Source organism: Streptomyces sp. NPDC001020, assembly GCF_053599115.1.
The window spans coordinates 79,374-96,792 of sequence record NZ_JBSFLQ010000018.1; the positions used below are offsets into that span (position 1 = coordinate 79,374).

Genomic DNA, 17,419 nt, shown 5'->3' on the forward strand with positions numbered 1-17,419 from the left:
CAACGCCCGAGAGGGGACACGCCTGGATTCGCCGCTGATGGGACCGCGGTTAGCGGCGGGAGCGCGGTAACCAGCGGAACGTTGTCATGTGCGGGGTCCGGGCTCCGCAATCTGGGCTTCGAGGTCGGCCACGCGCCGGTCCTGGAGCGGAGGTTGGATCGGGCGGCCTTGAGCAGCTCGTCGAGGGTGCGGTTGTCGGCAGTGAGCTGGGGGACTCGCTGCTTGAGGGCGGTGTTCTCGGTGGTGAGACCCAGACGGACATCACGGGCGGCACTACCCGCGGTCGGTAAAGTCCACTTCCAGGAACAGCAGCGGGCGTTCCGCGCGCACTCATGTTGCAGCCTCCTGCTCACGCTCGACCAGGACGCCGCGTTCGAAGCGGGCGCCGTTGCGGACGGGGGCGACGAGGTGGGGTCCGGTGATAGCGCGCCAGTGGCCTGGGCGGACTCGGCGAGCTTGAACACCATCGCCAGGGCCGCGGCCGGGCTCCCGGCGCCGCGAGTGACCTTGGTCCCTGCTGCGCCCGGGTCCGCGACCCTCGCCCGGCGGCCGCCGCGCGGTGTGACACCGGCCGCCCGCACTTCGAGGAGCGTTCCGGGGATGCCGATGCGACTTTCGGCCGCTGCACCAGCTTCTGAAGGACTACGCGTCACTCATCGCCGAGGAGACGCCGCACAGTCTTCGAGGACATGACGCAGAGCCGCATCGCCGTGGGGTATCGGGGTAGAGGGCGTTGTGGGCTGCGAACTTCGCGCGCTTTCATTCCAGTTTGATCATTTGAGACCTCGTCACGGCCACGGAACGTAACCGACGATTTACAGTGCGACGGCCGGGGTCGGGTCTTTCATAGCCGTTAATCGCTGCAAGGTATGAGCTGGGATTCTTGGGTACCCAATAATGGGTGACTTGGCCAGGCTTGGTCGTATATGCGGAGTTGATCCCCGGGTGGCTCCGCTGACCCAGGAGTCGGTAGCGAGGTGGCGACGCTCTACCGGGCGTCGTCGTTTAGCGGTCGGAATGCCTCTCGGAGAAAAAGGAGGGCCACAGTGATAGCCCTCGGCGTCATACTGCTCATCGTCGGATTCGTCCTGAACATCGGCATCCTATGGACGATCGGGATCATCCTGCTCGTCATTGGACTCATTCTGTTTCTCCTCGGCTCCGTCGGACACGCTGTCGGCGGGCGACGCCACTACTGGTAAGTCGCATCCGGGGCGGGGTTGCATTGTGCTGTCGGCCTTCTTCCCGCCGACCGTGACCGCGGCGTCGTAGCTGTGCGCTGCCAATTTCCGCTTCCCGTCTCGGGCCGAAAACCCGCGTGTCCCGGGCCATTCCTGGGGTACGGGGCATGGGTGCTTCGGGACCTGCCCTGCTGTGGGGCCAGCCGACATCAGAGTCCAAACGCGGTGGTCACCTGCTCAGTGAGATCGTCTTCCGTCATCGTGGTATCGACGTGGATGGTCTGCAGTTGGAGACGCTCGGTTTCCTCCTCAAGGCACTTTGTGAACATGTGGTCACGTTCCGCAATGTTGCGGCCAGCCTTTGCGGGATCGCTGGTCTTCCATACGAACCCTTGCCCTGGTACCGACCGACTCTGGATGGCGGCCTGGCGGAAACCGGGTGTGGGAAGAAGCCAGACTGCGTGCTCAGGAGCAGCAAGCAGAGGTTTCACGAGGTGCGGCAGCAGCCGAAATCCCTCGACGATGACACATGGCTTCTGCGGCAGGCGAAGGAGATCTTCAATGATTAGGCCAAAGCCCTCGCCTTGAAACCAGTGGAAGGTCTCAAGCATGACCTCCGGAGTCCGGCTCACCCATCGCTCGTCCATGTCCATGGCGATGAACTTGTGCAGGTGGGGAGCCTCTTCGGGGGTAGTCCGCCTCGCGTGATCATGCATCACGTCGTCGGTTGCGTAGAGGCGCCACCCGTAACGATCGGCGAGTCGGCGGGCGATGGTCGACTTGCCTGCGCCACTCCCGCCACCAATCCAGAAAACGTTCCGCAGCCGTGCCGGAAGCTCTGCGGCGTCGGCCACCTCTTCATTCTGTCCGGGCTGCATCTTTCTCCGATCCGGTGGGACGACCAAGCGAGCCTCGTTACGGTCGTCGTTGTTGGCGGCCTTCTCTGAAACTACTGCCTGCTGGCGCCAGGGCCGTTCGGGTTGGTAGTGACCGTGCGCCCAGCGATTCGGCTGAGGTCGGGCATGCCGAGGTTCACGTTGGTCGGCTGACCTCGGCGCCGACCAGGCTGATCTCCAAGCCCTCGACCTCTCCGATCAGCCCTCGTGCTGTCGGCGATCCGATTGAGCAGATTGTCGCGAATCTCGATCAGACGGTCTCGCTGGGACGGCTCGGGCCGGAGAAGCGAGCATCGGACGCAGGCGTGCTCGTGAGGGCATGCGGTTCCGAATGCCCGAGCGCAGGTCCCGAGGGAGAGCTTCCGCTTCTCGAAGTGGGCGAGGAAGGCATTCCACTCCTCGTTCATCGGGCTCGGTATTCCTCGCTGGGACGAAGCGATCGACGACGGGCGATGAAGGCGCGGTGGGCTTCGATGGCGTTGTAGCCCATCGTGGTGTTGATGTCGGAGTGACCTGCGAGGACCTGCGCGATATGGGGCGGCAGTCCGCCCCGTCCGCCGCCCACGTCGCCGTCTACTCCGTGGCACTTACCTGGCACCCGCCTGAGGGGCGCGGGGGCTTCTCCGCCGAGACCGCGATACGCGTCTCGCCGCCCGATTCGACCCCTTACGGACTCCGTCAGAGCCACAGATGCCGCCCCCGACTGACCGATGTAGAGCTCCATGTGCGACGTCGGAACTCACGCGGCAGGCTCCGTCCGACCGGCCGGAGCCTGCCGCTCCTCATGAGATCAACTTCAGTCAGCCAGGGTTGCCCCATGGCGGCGCTGTCACCGTGACAGGGCGGACATGGACGGTTTTGCCTCGCCCGGGACCGGGAGGGAATGGTCACCTCGCTGGTGAGGCGGCGGACCATGGGCCATCCGAACCCGCCGGCGCCACCGCCCAGGTCGGGGTCGCGTTCCCGCGAGGGTGACGGGTTGAGGTCGGTGACGGCGAGAGCGAGGGTTTCCGCCGTCTCGGAGGCCGGAGGCGGATCCAGGCCTTCGACGAAGACGCGGGCGATGTCACGGGCGCAAGCGACACCGGCGGGCTGTCGCCCTCAACCACGGCAGGGGCTCTGGGGGCCTGCGTGCGTGTCGTCTCCATGTCGGTCATGCGCTGTCACCCCACCCTGGATCAGTTGTGCCTCCAGGCTCAGCATGTGGCCGCCGAGCCGGGAAGCAGCCCGGGACAGCACTCTTTCGGGTGTATCCGAGGCAAGAGTCTGCGCATCAGCCCTGGAGAAAATCTGTCATCGCAGTAGTAGACATTGGCTCGTCGCGGAGTTACTGTCGTGGTCGTACTCAGGAAGTCGAAGAGGGCACGGCAGACACGAACTGCCGTGCAAGCAGGTCAAGCAGGACGCGACCCCGCGGGGGGCCGCGAGCAGTACCTGCGATATCCAGCAGTACAAACCGAGTAACCGAAGGTAAGGAGCGAGACGCCATCAGGATCGCCCGGGCGAGGAAGCAGTCCGCCCGGGTACGCAGACCCCGGATTGGAAGGTGGTCCCCGGTCACGCATTCACGATCCCCGCAGCCCCGCCCTCCCAGGCGGAACCTGCGGACGCAGAAGACCGGCACGATGTGCCGGTAGATGGTGTTGAAAGCTCGGGGCCCGGGTGCCAGTTCGGCACCCGGGCCCCCCGATGCGTCCCCGGAAGAAGAGGTCTATGCCCCCTGCCGCATCCCGTCCCGCCGACAACCTCGACGATGACGACTACCCCGCCTACACCATGGGCCGGGCCGCCGACATGCTCGGCACCACCCCCGCCTTCCTGCGCGCCCTTGGCGAACACCGCCTGATCACACCTCTGCGCTCCGAAGGAGGCCACCGCCGCTACTCCCGCTACCAGCTGCGCATCGCCGCCCGCGCCCGCGAGCTCGTCGACCAGGGCACCCCCATAGAAGCTGCCTGCCGCATCATCGTCCTCGAAGACCAACTCGAAGAAGCGCAGCGCATCAACGAGCAAATGCGCACACAAGGCCCCGAGCCGCAGTCGAAGACCTCAGCCTGACCGGAAGCCGGGCCCGAGCTGGACACTGACAGGCACTGAGGAGGGAAGGGCTTCGATCATCATGGACCACCGGAGCCGGCGGTGGACCTTGCTGACCAACCACGCGCGGGTGCTGATGGTGATCGCCCGGAATCCCACTGCCCGGTTGCACGAGCTCGCTGCCACCTGTCAGCTCACCCAGCGCACGGCCCAGCGCATCGTGGCAGATCTCGCAGAAGAGCCCTGCCAGCGCGCCGGTTGCCCATCGGCGGCCTGACCAGACCCAGTGAGGCACACCCGCATCGAGCAGGCGACGGCCAGCATGTAGCCGGTGCCGCGTGCCTCGAGGACGGCGCGGAGCTGGGGGTCCTGGCCGTAGGCTTCGTCCCGGTCACCCAGGAGGCGGTGATGCCGGCGTCCAGCGCGGCTGTGATCATCTCGGCGGCCAGGCGGGGCTTGGTGGCGAACTGCACCGTCTCGGGTATCCCGGCCGCGGTGCGGCGTTCGGGATCGTTGGTCCAGGAGTGTTCGGGGAGGTAGAGCCGTCGGTCGATCAAAGCCCGTCCCCGGCTGGTGACCACTGCGAGGAACACGCCGACCGGGGTGTTCTCGATGCGTCCCGCAGTGCCGGTGTACTGCCTCTGTACCCCTGCTGAGGACCGGCTCTTCTTCAGGAAGCCGGTCTCGTCGACCACGAGAACGCCGCCGTCAGCGCCGAGGTGTTCAGCGGCGTAGGCGCGCAGTTCGTCGCGGACGGCATCGGCGTCCCAGCGGGCGTAGCGCAGCAGACGCTGCATCGGCCCGGGCCGGGCATGGCCCGCCTGTTCGGCCAGTTGCCAGCAGTCCTTCCCTTCGGCGTTCGACAGCAGCCCGAGCAGGTAGGAGCGGGCGGTGGCCCGCGGCTCAACTCGGCTGAAGCGTCCCGCGATCCGGGCCATGACCTGGTCGAACATGGCTCGCCACCGGGCAGGGTCTACGCTATGGCCCGCGGCCACCGCACGATCTTCAGGAGTCCGCACAACCCCTGATGATCACGCAGTTGCTTTACCCGTTCCCAGCCCGGTCCGGTCCGGTCCGGTCCGCGCCAGGATTGCAACTACCCGCACTGCGATTCCCGGCGAGGTGGCCCGGAGTGCACACCGTCGCCAGCAGGGATTCCAGACCTCAGCGCGGGTCCTTGCGCATGCACCATGTGTGGGGGCCGCCGCCGGGGAGGGTGACAGCAGCCGTGACCCGGAAGCCGAGCCGCTCGTAGAACCGCACGTTCCTCTCACTGGAGGTCTCCAGGAACGCCGGATACCCGGCGTGCCCTGCCTCCTCGATGCCGGGAACCAGCACCGCGCTGCCAAGGCCCTTGCCCTGCGCTTCGGGAGAGACGGCCACCGTGTTGAGGAACCACGCCGGCTCCTGCGGCCGGTATGGAGCAACAGCCTGCTCTGCGGATTCGTAGGCGGCCTGCCGGTCGCCGGTCAGTTCGCCGAGCACCGGGCCGACCTCGGCGAAAGCGGGCGAGGGATCCTCGTCGGGAGTGGCCCACACGGCCACAGCGCGCCCTTCGTCGGCGACCCACACGCGGCCGTACATCATGCCGATGCGGGTGAGACAGATTTCCTGGAAGCGCCGGACCCGTTCCTCATGGCCTTCTGCGGCGATCACGTGCCGGGTGAAGGGGTAATCGGCGAAGGCTCGGGCAAGTGTGTCGACCGAGGTGGGGATGTCGGCGTCGGTGATGGGACGTACGACAGGGACGTTTTCGTGGTGTGCCATGTTCACCGAATCATCTTGTCAGCAGGCAAACGTTTGAGCCGCCCGGCCTCGTTGTCAGCCTGAACACGCGGTCCGGGAGCCGTCACCCTGCCGCAAGATCGCGAAGTCGTACTGGAGTACTAGTCGGTCGCCTCCGCGGTCTCGCTTCTCCGACCTCGGGCGATGCGCCGACCCCTCACACCCGACAGCCGGGCAACCGATGGCTACAGCGGCCCACAGATTGTGTTCCCCCGGGCCTTTGAGGGGCGGCGCTACATATGCCCCCTGTGATCCGCGGCCTGGCGGGTGGAGACCGGATGCCCGTGTCGGAGTACCTGCGGCTGTTCGATCACAAGCGCTTGTCCACCCTCGTGGCCCGTCTGCCCCGCGGTTCCCGGCGACGGTGCACGGGCCGCGGTGCCGTCCGGCGCGCGGGCAGCGAGCGCCGCGGCGGCCTGCATCGCCCGGCTGGGCGCCCGAGCAGGCCGCCGATGCGCGGACCTGGTCGCCGCCCGCATGGCGCTCAAGCATGCAGAGGGCGCCGTTCCCACGGCACGCGAGGACGTCGGCACCGCCGCCTGCCAGCGCGATCCTCGGCCCCGGCGCCGTCTTCCGCTTCCGCGCCGCTGCGCCCGCCGGCTCCGTCGGCGCGGTCACCGCCCCGGCGAGGGGGCGGGCTGAAGAGGAAGGACCTCGGCGATGAAGGCGGACACGCTCGTCCGCCTCAGTGGCTGGCAGCGGATGCGTCAGTCCCCCTCCCGCTCAGCGAGCGCGCCCAGCCGTCCGGTGCCACGCTGGAGGCGGTTTCGTCCCGTGGGATGCGGAGGAGCGGACATGGAGATCAAACCGCAAGCGGTCGTCATCCCCAAGGAGACCGACCATCTGGAACAAGGGAAGTACGGCCCCGTCTTCCCGAGGACTCCGGCCTGCTACGGCTTCACGATCATCGCGAACGTCAAGCCGGGCAGGGCCGGCGCGATACGGGAGCACGGCCACACCCTGGCCAAGGCGCTGGAGCAGGATCCGTACCTTCTCGCACCGTTGAAGCTGCACTACCTGCGCTGGGTTCTCTTCGACGACGACACCCGCTTCATGTATCAGGGGATCTTCGACACCGACTTCGACAAGTACACCGAGGACGCCGTCGCCCTGTTCAGCAAGTCGGGTGTGAGCACCACATTCGAGAACCTCGAAGGGTTTCCGGAGGACTGGCGGACGAACCCGGAGGCGTTCGTGCGCTTCGTACGAGAACACCACTGTCCGAGCTTCATCGAGTACGGAGAGTATCCGTACGTGACGGCGGACGAGATCAAGAAGGCTCTGCGGATCAAGAGCGCCTTCTCGGAGATGCTCGACCAGATGCAGTGAGGCTGAGTGAAATGAGCGATGTCAAAACCGCGCGCACGTACAATCAGCGACACGTTCCGCGCAAATACACCCCTGACGGGCGGCGCGTGAGCATCTACGTCTCGTGGAGCTATCCGGCCGAGGCGGGCCGCAACGTGGCCGAGCTGGACAACCGCTTCTCCACGATGACCGAGGTCAGGCGGGTGGCCTGGCCCGCGTACGAGGACCCGAAGTGGTCGGACCCGTACCGGTTCCAGCAGGGCATCGCCGGCTCCCTGGAGCTGTTCTTCTGGGCCTGGGTGCCGTTCCAGGACTTCGTCGAGGAGGTCACGGGGCACCCCGTCCCGGTGTACCAGCGCGTCGACCAGGCGGGATTCTTCACCCCGCTTGACGAGCGGGTGCTCGGCGACACCGACGTGCTGTTCGTGTTCGGGCTGGACCACGCCGTCACCCAGCAGGAGGCCCAGCCCGGGGAGATGGAGGCCCTGCGGGCGTTCCTCGGCCGGGAGGACGCCTGCCTCGTCCTGGGCCCGCACCACGATGTCGGCGCCTCGGACGACCTGAAGGTCCGGGAGATGGAATACCGCCACCACGGCGATCCCCTGGTGCCCCGGCAGCAGCGATTCGCCACCTACGTCAGGGACTTGATGAAGGGCCTTGGGGTGCCGGTCATGAACCGGTACGGGCTGCGTCCGGCGACCCGCGAGGGCAACCAGATCGTCCCGCTGTCCACGGTCCGGGACCTGGATGCGAAGGGCTGGCTGGAGGGGGTGACGAACTTCAACTTCCACATGCACCTGCCGCACTACGACGTGACGACCGACGACCCGGACGCCATCCGTGTGCTGGCCAGGCAGCCGATCGACACCTCGAGGCCGCATCCGTTCACCGAGGCCGGCAACGCCGAGTTCAACATGTTCCTGTGGATGCCACCCAGTGGTGACCGCGCGGCCGACCTGCTGCTGGCGGACTCGACGATCTTCAGCTCTCTGTTCGGCGGGGACGAGAGCCTGCGGAACTTCTGGCGCAACCTCGTCTCCAAGTAAGGCCGGCGGGAGGTCAACGGTGAGCGTGCATACGGACGTCACGTTGGAACTCGACGACATCCAGCGTGGGGTGCTCAGTCCTCGGCCGACGCCTTACGCGGCGACCTACCTCGCCTTCCGCATCGACGACCAAAGTGATGGGCAGGAGTTGATGCGGCGCGCGAGTACAGCGGTGACCTCCGCAGCGGACTCAGTCAGCCGTCTGGGGGAGACATGGGTGAGTGTGGCCGTCACCTGTCGCGGCCTGGAGGCGCTAGGAGTGCCACGCGCCTCGCTGAACACGTTCGCCTGGGAGTTCCGGCAGGGCATGGCGGCCCGCGCCGAAGCGCTGGGCGATGTGGGCGACAGCAGCCCGGAACACTGGGAAGCGCCGCTGGGCAGCCCCGACGTCCATGTAGTGGTCACAGCGGTCGCGCCCGACCCGGCGCACTTGGAGGCGGCCGTCGACCAGGCCCGTCCGGCATCCGATGGGCTGTCCGGCGTGACGGCGATATGGCAGCAGGACTGCTACGCGATGCCCACCGAGACCGAGCACTTCGGCTACCGCGACGGAGTCAGCCATCCGGCCGTCGAAGGCAGCGGCATACCGGGATCCAACCGGCTGGAAGTTCCCCTGAAGGCCGGTGAGTTCGTCCTGGGCTACCCGGACGAGCTCAGCGGCGTCCAGACCCCACAGCCGAGCGTGCTGGGACGCAACGGCAGCTACGCGGTCTTCCGCAAGCTCCACCAGAACGTCGCCGAGTTCCGCCGGTATCTGAAGGACAACGCCAGCGGGCCCCAGGACGAAGAGCTGATCGCCGCGAAGATCATGGGACGCTGGCGCAGCGGTGCTCCCTTGGCGCTGGCCCCGCAAGCCGACGACCCCGCCCTCGGCGCCGACCCGCACCGCCGTAACACCTTCCTGTACGAGAGCGACGACCCGTCAGGGTTCAAAACGCCCGGCGGCTGCCACATCCGCCGGGCCAACCCCCGTGACGCCGCGGTGGCAGGAGAGGTACGACTGCACCGCATGATCCGCCGCGGCGCCGTCTACGGTCCGCCGCTGCCCGAGGGGGTACTGGAGGACGACGGAGCCGACCGCGGCCTGATGTTCGCGTTCATCGGCGCACACCTGGGGCGGCAGTTCGAGTTCGTCCAGACGCAGTGGATGAACGACGGCGTCTTCTTCGGCGCGAACAACGCCCAGGACCCCATCACCGGATCCCGCGACGGCTCCACCGACTTCACCATTCCCCGGCGGCCGCTGCGCCGGCGCCTCGCCCTGCTGCCGCGGTTCGTCGTCACCCGAGGAGGCGAGTACTGCTTCCTGCCGAGCCTGACCGCCCTGCGCCGGCTCGGCGGCCTGCACGACTGACAGCGCGGCGACGGACGCCCCGGCGCCGTCCCCGCGTGCCCCGCCGCCTGAGGGGAAGCTGATGGAGACCCTGCACCTGGTACTCAACGCCGTCACCGTCATCTTCATCGCGGCCACCATGTTCGCCGCCGGCCTGGGCGCCACGGTCCCGGCACTGCGCGGGGTCTTCACCGACGTTCCGCTCCTGCTGCTGGCCCTGATCACCAACATGGTCGTCGTCCCGCTGCTCGGCTGGGGCATCGGTGCCCTCTTCAGCCTCCCCTCCGCTTCCTTCATCGCACTCCTCTTGGTCGCCGCCTCCCCGGGCGGCCCCTTCGGAGCGAAACTCGCCATGGTCCAAAGCGGTGACCTCGTCGGCGGCGCGGCGATGCAGGTGCTGCTCGCCTCCGTCGGCAGCATCACCTTCGCCCCCACCGTCAACGGCCTCCTGACCGCCGCCGACGTAGGCACCAACGTCTCCCTCGACGTGGGAGCACTGGTACGGACCGTTGCCCTGCTGCAACTCGTCCCCTTCGCCATGGGGCTGCTGCTACGCCGCTACGCCGAACCCACCGCACGGTCATGGCACCCCCCGGCGGCGGCCGTCTCCAACGTCACGTTCCTGATCGTGCTGGCCGGCATGCTGCTCGGCAACTGGCAGGGCGTCGTCGCGCTCCTCGGCTCCCTCGCCCTCCTCGCAGGGTTCCTGCTCTCGGCCATCGCCTTCGCCGCAGGAACGCTGCTGGCCACGGGCCCGCCGGTGCGGCGCACCACCATGGGCGGCATCGCCTCGGTACGCAACGCCGGTCCCGCACTGGCCGCGATCGGCATCGCCTTCAACGGCCAGCCCGCCATCCTCGGCGCACTCGCCGCCATCCTCCTCAGCGGCCTGGCAGCAGCCCTGCCGATCGCCACGCTGCTCAGCCGCCAGCGACGCGCGCCTACGCCAGCGGGGACAGAGGTGCGTGTCGATGGCCTACCACATGAACCGGGAGCCGGCGTTGACCCGACTGAACTTTAAGGAACAGACCGTTCCCCCAGCCAAGTGCGGTGGGGGCGGGGCGCGGCGCCGCTCCGCACTGTCCGTACGGTGCTCAGCCACCTCTTGGCTCTTGGTGACGGTGGCCGGTCTGGTCCTTGAAGTTCACAGGGTGGGGGCATGAGCTCACCGCACGAGGCCCTCGACCCGCACGCGACCCTGCACGGCCGGCTCTCCGGCGCGTACGTCCGGCCCGACGGCCAGGAGGTCCACGGCCGCGCCTGGGACGAGGACACGAAGTACCGCTACGGCCTCTACCTCGCCGGGTGGGAGGCCCCCGCCGGATGGCGCCAGGACACTCGCGGTTTTCCTCCTCTACGCCCAGGACACTGTCGAGACCCTGCGCGACGGCGCCGGCTGGGAGGTCGAGTACGCCCGCGACATCTGGCGGCTGGGCAAGCTGACCGGGATCAACCGCAGCGCCAGCCGCCCCCGCCCACGCAGCGAGCTGCGGTTCGACCGCATCGCCCAGCCCTGGCTGCGGGTGCTGGCGAAGCGGTGGATCCGGCTGCGGCTGTCAGCCGGCCTGAACGTCAGCACGGTCACCGGCTACATGCAGGCCTGACCCGATTCAGCGAGTTCCTCACCGCCGTCGTTCCCACCGTCGTCCGCGGCCTGGGCGACGTCGACCGGGCCTTGCTGGAGCGCTACCTGGCCTGGCTGACCGACCTTCCCCGATCTGAAGGCTCAGCACAGACGGACGCTGACGCTCATCGACAACGCCAAGGGCTGCGGCCATCAACGGGTGGCCGAGATGAACGAGCAGGTCGTGGCCAACCTCGACCGGATGATCAGTGAACTCGAAGCCGACGGCACGCAGGAGGCTGCCGATGCGGGCTGACAACTCCCGGCTCATCGTCGCCGCGGCCCGCCGCCGAGCCGCGGCGACCCAGCCAAGCACACGCTGCTGGAGCGGCACGCGTGAGTAAGTGGTTGTTGTCTTTCCGGTCTTGATGGCTGTGTTTCCGCTGGTCAGGTATAGGGTCGGCGGCCTCGTGGCAGTGGTGATGTGTCGTGTCGTCGCTGGGGTGGAGGTCGGGGATGCCGTCGGTCGTGGGGCTGCTGGAGCAGCGTGAGCTCACTGCTCGCCGTCGTGTGGACGAGCTGCGGGAGGATGCCGACCGCATTCACGCCGAGCTGGATGTGGCCGAGCGGGAGTGGAACGAGTGGGTCATCGCCCGCTCGCGCGTGGGCGAGGTGCTGGCCCCGGACGACGACGCCGACGCCTCCGAGGACCAAGGCCATCCGGACGGGCCGCCGGTTCGTCCCGAGCCGGCGGAAGCGGCGAGGCGGAAGTCCGTGGTACCGATGTGGCGTGCGGGACTGGCCTGCTCGGCGCTCTCGGTGGACTATCAGCGCATCCTGCAGGCTCTCGCGGACCGGAGCCGGCTCGGTCAAGGACCTTTGACGTGCCAGGAGATGGCGGCCTGCTTCGGCCTGGACCCGGTGCCGGCGAAGGTGGAAGCGCTGCGGTCGAAGGCGAAGCGGCTGGTGGCCCGGGGTTGGCTGGTCGAGTCGGCGCCGGGCAAGTTCACGCTCGCGAAGGACGTGGCTGGGCAAGGCGGCGCGTCATGAGCATCGTCATCGACCAGTAGACCATCGCCTCCGCGCTGCTAGTGGAGCGCTCGAAGTCGCGCACGAGGCGGCGGCTTTGCATCAGGTGAGCGAAGAACCTCTCCACGATCCACCTCTTCGGTAGCACCACGAAGCCGCGCATGTCGTCGCTGCGCTTGACGATGGCCAGGACCACGGCGAGGACGGCGAGGCTGTATTCGACGAGGCTGCCGGTGTAGCCGCCGTCGGCCCACACCAGAGCCAGTCGGTGGTGCGCGGCGGCGACCTGGGCGAGCAGCACCTGGGCGGCGGCGCGGTCGCCGACGTCCGCGGCGGTGACCATGACCGCGAGCAGCAGGCCGAGCGTGTCGACCACGGCGTGCCGCTTGCGGCCGTTGATCAATTTTCCGCCGTCGAAGCCGCGGCTGTCGGATCCGACGACGGCGTCCGCCTTGACGGACTGGGAGTCGATCACCCCGGCGCTCGGTTCCGGATCCCGTCCGGCCTGCTCGCGGACCTTTCGGCGGAGGCGGTCGTGGAACTCGCGGACTAGGCCGTGGTCGCGCCAGCGTCGGAAGAACGCATAGACCCGGTCCCAGGGTGGGAAGTCGACTGGGATGGCTCGCCACTTCGTTGCGTTGTCGACGAGGTAGCGGATCGCGTCCAGTATCGCTCGGTGGCAGTAGGCCTCCGGTTGGCCGCCCCGGCCGCGCAGCCATCCCGGAACCGGCAGCAGCGGCCGGACGGCCGCCCACTCGGCGTCGGTCATGTCGGTCGGGTAGCGGCGTTCGCGCACCCCGTGGTCGCCGGCGTTCCCGAACCTGTGAGCCAGGCAGTCACACGCGAGGGTGGCCGAAGTGGACCCCGCATCCGCGATGCCGTAGAAATGCGACAACAGGGTCTCCTGGAATGGTCGTTGGCGTAGACACCCTTCGAGCTACCAAGAGGCCCTGCTTCCATGCGTGGTAGCCGCCGCGGCCACCCGATCGAGATCTCCGCTCGACCGAAACCGCTCGGAGAGCGGGCCAACGACCGTCACTAACTTCGAAAGAGCCGCGGGTAGGGGCAGACCTCCAGGGGCTCCGCAGGCCGATCCGCCCAGCGCCACCAGAAGTGACCCGCCGAACACTTCCACGCATGGCGGCACACGCGCTTCTGGTCTTCGTCGCGGAGAGACAGGACAAGACCCAGGCTCTTCAGCGACCGCCCGCAGTCGGGGCAGCTTGGCTGCTCAGGAGGCGTGTCCACGGCCGACAGGGTAGCTCACCCGATCGAGACGCCCGTTCGACCGACACCCCTCAAGATCGGAACGACAACAGCCACTAACAGATGAGGTCACCTCTGCGGGTGAAACAAGCAGCAGTGACCGCCATTCAGCGAAGACCATTGGCCCTTGCTGATCCCGACCGTCATCGACACCGGCCACCACGCAACGTCCCAGCCCAGAGCCATCTTCGGTCTTGCGACTGAAGATAAGGTTCGCGCTCCAGATGTGCACGGTGCGGTACGTCGGCCTGTTCCTGGCAGCCGACCGAGGGCACCGATCCACACGGTGCGCTGCCGGTCTCTGTATGCCTGGGCCCGGCAGGCGGCCCGCAGTGCAGGCGCCGCCGTGTCGCGTCCTTCGGGAGCACGACTCCGCAGACGTAGCAGTACCGACGGCGGGGCCATGCCCCCAGGCGCGCGTGCCCGTCACAAGGACGTCCCGCCAGGGGTAGTCAGCGCGCTGGCGCCGTCTGGTGTCGCTGACGGGCGGGGGCCGGATCGACAGAGGAAGCGGGAAACGGCGTCCGGGAAGAGCCCGGGAACACCAGTGCCTCAGGGTCTTTCAGGGGACGGTCAGGGGGGTTTCAGGGGGCGGTTCCCCCGTACGCACGACGTGCCGCGGAGCTCCCGGCCGTAAGGTCGGGGCCCCGGACCCACCGGCCGTGGTGGGCGAGGAAACGTGCGGAAGGGAGAGCGACGTGCCGACCCACGAGCCCCGTGAGCCCCAGGAGAATCCCGCCCGGCCGGCGGCCCGTCGGCGCGTCCGTCGTGCTGTCGTCGGGGCCGCACTGCTGCTGGCCGCGACCGTGCCGGCGGCGGGAACGCGCCGGCCGCCGTGACCGCCCGACCCGCACGGGCCGAACTGCCCGCGCCCACCGGTCCGTACGCGGTCGGCACGGCCGCCCTGCACCTCACCGACCGGTCCCGGCGGGATCCGTGGCGGCCCGACCGGGTCCGTGAGCTGATGGTCAGCTTCTGGTACCCGGCGGCCGGGGGCACAGGCGGGGACGGAGTGGCGCCCCACATGGAGCCGGGCGCGGCGGCCCACTTCGGCACCGCCGACGGCATGGGCGCGCGGAACTACCGGGTGCCGCCCGGGAGTACGGACTGGGCGGCGACGCGGTCCCACGCCCGGCCGGGCGCCCGGGTCCTGCCGGGCGGAGCGCGCCCGGTCGTGCTGTACTCCTCGGGCATCGGTGATCCCCGCACCTGGAACACCGGTCTCGTGGAGGAACTGGCGTCGCGCGGCTACGTCGTCGTCACCCTCGACCACACCTACGAGGCGTCCGAGGTCCTGCTCCCGGGCGGGAGGCTCGCGACGTCGGTCCTGCCCGGCCTCATGGGCCGGCCCGACCGGGACATCCGGGTGCTGACCCGGACCGCGATGAAGGCCCGGGTGGACGACACGCGCTTCGTCCTCGACCGGCTGGACGAGCTCCGGAAGGGCCGGTCCGCGGCGGCCCGTTCACTGCCGCGCGGGCTGACGGACGCCCTGGACCCAAAGCGGATCGGCATGGCCGGGCAATCGTCGGGTCGTTTCACCGCGGCGCAGGCCATGCACGACGACCCACGGATCGCCGCGGGGATCAACATGGACGGCCAGATGCACTTCCCGACCACGGCCAACGGGCAGGGCACCGCGCTCGGGACGGCGGCCCGGGACGGGCTGGACCGTCCGTTCCTGCTGATCGGGTCGAGCGCGGGGGTGGCCGACAACCGGCCCTCCTGGGAGGCGTTCGCCCGGAACACCCGCGGGTGGCACCGCCAGGTGACGTTGCGGAACACCGCTCACGGCGCGTTCACCGACGCGGCACCGCTGCTGCCGCAGCTGGCCCGGCAGGGCGCGGTGCCGGAGGACGTCGTCAGGGACGACATCGGCACGCTGCCGCCGGACCGTGCCGTGGCCGCGACCCGGGCGTACGTCACTTCGTTCTTCGACCACTGGCTGCGCGGCCGGGACGACCACCTCCTCGACGGGCCGTCGGCCCGCTTCCCGGAGGCGGTACGCGTCCGCTGAGGGGATGGGCCCCGGCCGGCGAGCGTCGCTGTTGGTTAATCCGGGGTCTGGCGTGACGTCGGCCTTCAAGACATGGTTGTGGTCTTGAAGGCCGACGTTGTCGTATGGGGTGGGTGCGGATGTCGTTGCAGCCGAAGGGATCTGGGGAGATCCCGGCGGAGACGGTGCGGGTGGCTCGGGCCAACGTTCCCGAAGGGCAGTCTGGTGATCCGGGTGCGGGACAAGCTGGGGCCGCTGTTCATGGACGAGCAGTTCGCGGGCCTGTTCCCGGTACGGGGTAAACCGGCCTGGTCGCCGGGACGGCTTGCTCTGGTGCTGGTGTTGCAGTTCGTGGTGGGGCTGACCGACCGGCAGGCCGCGGAGGCGGTTCGGGCCAGGATCGACGCTCGCTCGGGTGGCCCCGGACTGGCTGGCAGGCGTCGCCGAGCCGGACTGGTTCAGGCACTACGCGACCCGGGCCGAGGACTCTCGTTTCCCCAAGGCCCGTGCCAAGCGGGACGAAGTGGGGCTGCGGATCGGCCGGGACGGGACACGGCTGCTGGAAGCGGTTTTCGCACCCACCGCCCCGCACGGTCTGCTGGCCCTGGACGAGGTGGAGGTCCTGCGGCAGATCTGGGTGGGGCCGGTGGCAGGCCCTGCCACGTGCTATCCAGTCCGGGGGTGGACGGATCACTGAGAATGGGACCGCTGGTCGGCGTTTCCGGTGCAGTGGAACTGGATGATCGGCGCGCTGTTGGCCGTACTGCCGCCCCTCACGTCGAGGCACTTGTTGGCGAAGGTCCGGATCTCATAGCCAGATTGCGGCCCGTGTACACGGAACCGCTGGTTGGCGTTTCCGGTGCAGTGGAACTGGATGATCGGCGCGCTGTTGGCCGTGCTGCCGCCCCTCACGTCGAGGCACTTGTTGGCGAAGGTCCGGATCTCGTACTGGGGAGAAGTCCCCAACTTGACGGGCACGAACCGGAACCGCTGGTTGGCGTTTCCGGTGCAGTGGAACTGGATGATCGGCGCGCTGTTGGCCGTGCTGCTACCCCTCACGTCGAGGCACTTGTTGACGAAGGTCCGAATCTCATAGCTGGGATCGGCGGCTGCGAATGTAGCGGTAGCGGGGATGGCGGTCACCGCGGATGCCGCGATGACGAGGACAGCGAGGACACGCTGTCTGGGTTTGAGCGAAAAGCGCATGAATCCTCCATTTTATCCTGGGCGGTGAATGCCTACCTTTTAACATAGATAATCCCGATTCCTGTGCGCCAAGGCTGGTGTCCAGGAAGATCTTCACCAGCTCCGGTGACCAGCAGAATGGTGCGAGATCGGCCGTCATACGCTCCCGCGGCCAATTTGCGGCTGGGGCCAGGGATACGAGTTCGGGGCCGTGATCCCCGTGGGTTCGCGAAAACTGAAGGTAGTTCATCGGGAACCTGAGGGTTCGGTGCCTCCATTTTCAGCGATAGACCCCTGGGTTCATGGGGAACACGCTGGGTCGGCTTCGATAGGCGTGCGTGTGGAGTGCGCGGAGCAGAGGACGGCCAGTCGAGAAAACCGATCGACAGACGAGTCCACGAGGCACTGTGATGTCACCGACTGCCCGCCGCATGGAGCGGGCCCACCGCAGGAGTTGCTCTTGGCAGCCGGGAGAGCCGCGGACCCCCGCCCCGCGATCGATGCCGCACTGGCCAGGCGTCTGGTCGATACGCAGTTCCCGCAGTGGTCCGGGCTGCCTCTCAAGCTGCTCGACCCGGCCGGTTCGGACATGTGATCTACCGGCTGGGCGAGGACCTGTCCGTCCGGCTGCCCCGCCATGCGGGTGCCATCAGACAGGCCATGAAGGAGTCTGAGTGGCTCCCCAGGATCGCCCCGCACCTGCCGTTGGCCACCCCAGTACCAGCGGGGGTGGGTGAGCCCGACTTCGGAATGCGGCGCTGAGCGCCCCCGAGTAATGCATGACCAAATCCCG

General features: G+C 68.3%; 14 protein-coding genes and 4 pseudogenes. 11 read left to right on the forward strand and 7 right to left on the reverse strand.

All coding sequences use genetic code 11. The features are described 5' to 3' along the window. Window positions 1-330: 330 nt before the first annotated feature. Window positions 331-512, reverse strand: a pseudogene (locus tag ACWDEX_RS18995) (IS256 family transposase); the annotation flags it as partial. 534 nt (window positions 513-1,046) lie between these two features. Here ACWDEX_RS18995 and ACWDEX_RS19000 point away from each other — a divergent pair. Continuing rightward, window positions 1,047-1,202, forward strand: a complete 156-nt coding sequence (locus tag ACWDEX_RS19000; protein ID WP_450464801.1) for a DUF6131 family protein — start codon at window positions 1,047-1,049, stop codon at window positions 1,200-1,202. A 188-nt stretch (window positions 1,203-1,390) separates the two neighbouring features. On the opposite strand, the gene ACWDEX_RS19005 is transcribed toward ACWDEX_RS19000, so the two are convergent. After that, the gene (locus ACWDEX_RS19005) at window positions 1,391-2,035 is read right to left on the reverse strand and encodes a hypothetical protein (RefSeq protein ID WP_450464728.1); all 645 of its coding nucleotides are present in this window, start codon (window positions 2,033-2,035) and stop codon (window positions 1,391-1,393) included. Between the two features lie 445 nt (window positions 2,036-2,480). Next, complete coding sequence (locus tag ACWDEX_RS19010) at window positions 2,481-2,642, reverse strand: hypothetical protein (protein WP_450464729.1); 162 nt, start codon at window positions 2,640-2,642, stop codon at window positions 2,481-2,483. Between the two features lie 1,148 nt (window positions 2,643-3,790). Here ACWDEX_RS19010 and ACWDEX_RS19015 point away from each other — a divergent pair. Then, window positions 3,791-4,135, forward strand: coding sequence for a MerR family transcriptional regulator (locus ACWDEX_RS19015; protein WP_386579934.1), 345 nt, complete (start codon window positions 3,791-3,793; stop codon window positions 4,133-4,135). A 273-nt stretch (window positions 4,136-4,408) separates the two neighbouring features. Here the strand turns inward: ACWDEX_RS19015 and ACWDEX_RS19020 are convergent. Together ACWDEX_RS19020 and ACWDEX_RS19025 are read right to left on the reverse strand one after the other, a co-directional pair. Beyond that, window positions 4,409-5,052 (reverse strand): annotated as a pseudogene (locus ACWDEX_RS19020) (IS701 family transposase); the annotation flags it as partial. A gap of 226 nt (window positions 5,053-5,278) precedes the next feature. Next, a complete protein-coding gene (locus ACWDEX_RS19025; protein ID WP_450464730.1) occupies window positions 5,279-5,881 on the reverse strand; it encodes a GNAT family N-acetyltransferase in 603 nt (200 codons plus the stop codon). Between the two features lie 813 nt (window positions 5,882-6,694). Between ACWDEX_RS19025 and ACWDEX_RS19030 the strand changes: the two genes are divergently transcribed. The 5 genes from ACWDEX_RS19030 to ACWDEX_RS19050 all read left to right on the forward strand — a co-directional run bounded on the left by ACWDEX_RS19030 (window position 6,695) and on the right by ACWDEX_RS19050 (window position 12,200). Next, on the forward strand, window positions 6,695-7,228 hold the full coding sequence (locus ACWDEX_RS19030; RefSeq protein WP_450464732.1) for a hypothetical protein: 534 nt from the start codon (window positions 6,695-6,697) through the stop codon (window positions 7,226-7,228). An 86-nt stretch (window positions 7,229-7,314) separates the two neighbouring features. Continuing rightward, window positions 7,315-8,253 (forward strand): hypothetical protein, encoded by a 939-nt coding sequence (locus ACWDEX_RS19035; protein ID WP_450464733.1) that lies wholly within the window; start codon window positions 7,315-7,317, stop codon window positions 8,251-8,253. A 19-nt stretch (window positions 8,254-8,272) separates the two neighbouring features. Further along, a complete protein-coding gene (locus ACWDEX_RS19040) occupies window positions 8,273-9,607 on the forward strand; it encodes a Dyp-type peroxidase (RefSeq protein WP_450464734.1) in 1,335 nt (444 codons plus the stop codon). Window positions 9,608-9,668: 61 nt separating this feature from the next. Further along, window positions 9,669-10,607: a bile acid:sodium symporter family protein gene (locus ACWDEX_RS19045; protein ID WP_450464735.1), complete on the forward strand. Its 939-nt coding sequence runs from the start codon at window positions 9,669-9,671 to the stop codon at window positions 10,605-10,607. A 1,059-nt stretch (window positions 10,608-11,666) separates the two neighbouring features. Further along, window positions 11,667-12,200: a hypothetical protein gene (locus tag ACWDEX_RS19050; RefSeq protein WP_450464736.1), complete on the forward strand. Its 534-nt coding sequence runs from the start codon at window positions 11,667-11,669 to the stop codon at window positions 12,198-12,200. On the opposite strand, the gene ACWDEX_RS19055 is transcribed toward ACWDEX_RS19050, so the two are convergent. Continuing rightward, the gene (locus ACWDEX_RS19055) at window positions 12,157-13,074 is read right to left on the reverse strand and encodes an IS5 family transposase (protein ID WP_450464737.1); all 918 of its coding nucleotides are present in this window, start codon (window positions 13,072-13,074) and stop codon (window positions 12,157-12,159) included. The two genes, ACWDEX_RS19050 and ACWDEX_RS19055, sit on opposite strands and share 44 nt — an antisense overlap. A 1,069-nt stretch (window positions 13,075-14,143) precedes the next feature. On the opposite strand from ACWDEX_RS19055, the gene ACWDEX_RS19060 reads away from it, so the two are divergent. From ACWDEX_RS19060 to ACWDEX_RS19070, 3 genes and pseudogenes are all read left to right on the forward strand, one after another. Further along, entirely contained in the window at window positions 14,144-14,284 is a 141-nt protein-coding gene (locus tag ACWDEX_RS19060) for a hypothetical protein (RefSeq protein ID WP_450464739.1), read from the forward strand. Continuing rightward, window positions 14,281-15,462: an alpha/beta hydrolase family protein gene (locus tag ACWDEX_RS19065; protein ID WP_450464741.1), complete on the forward strand. Its 1,182-nt coding sequence runs from the start codon at window positions 14,281-14,283 to the stop codon at window positions 15,460-15,462. Before ACWDEX_RS19060 ends, ACWDEX_RS19065 begins: the two co-directional genes overlap by 4 nt. 119 nt (window positions 15,463-15,581) lie before the next feature. Next, window positions 15,582-16,081: pseudogene (locus ACWDEX_RS19070) on the forward strand (IS5/IS1182 family transposase); the annotation flags it as partial. A 50-nt stretch (window positions 16,082-16,131) separates the two neighbouring features. On the opposite strand, the gene ACWDEX_RS19075 reads toward ACWDEX_RS19070, so the two are convergent. Further along, the gene (locus ACWDEX_RS19075) at window positions 16,132-16,647 is read right to left on the reverse strand and encodes an RICIN domain-containing protein (RefSeq protein WP_450464742.1); all 516 of its coding nucleotides are present in this window, start codon (window positions 16,645-16,647) and stop codon (window positions 16,132-16,134) included. A 439-nt stretch (window positions 16,648-17,086) separates the two neighbouring features. Here ACWDEX_RS19075 and ACWDEX_RS19080 point away from each other — a divergent pair. Next, a pseudogene (locus ACWDEX_RS19080) lies at window positions 17,087-17,376 on the forward strand (phosphotransferase); the annotation flags it as partial. Window positions 17,377-17,419 lie beyond the last annotated feature (43 nt).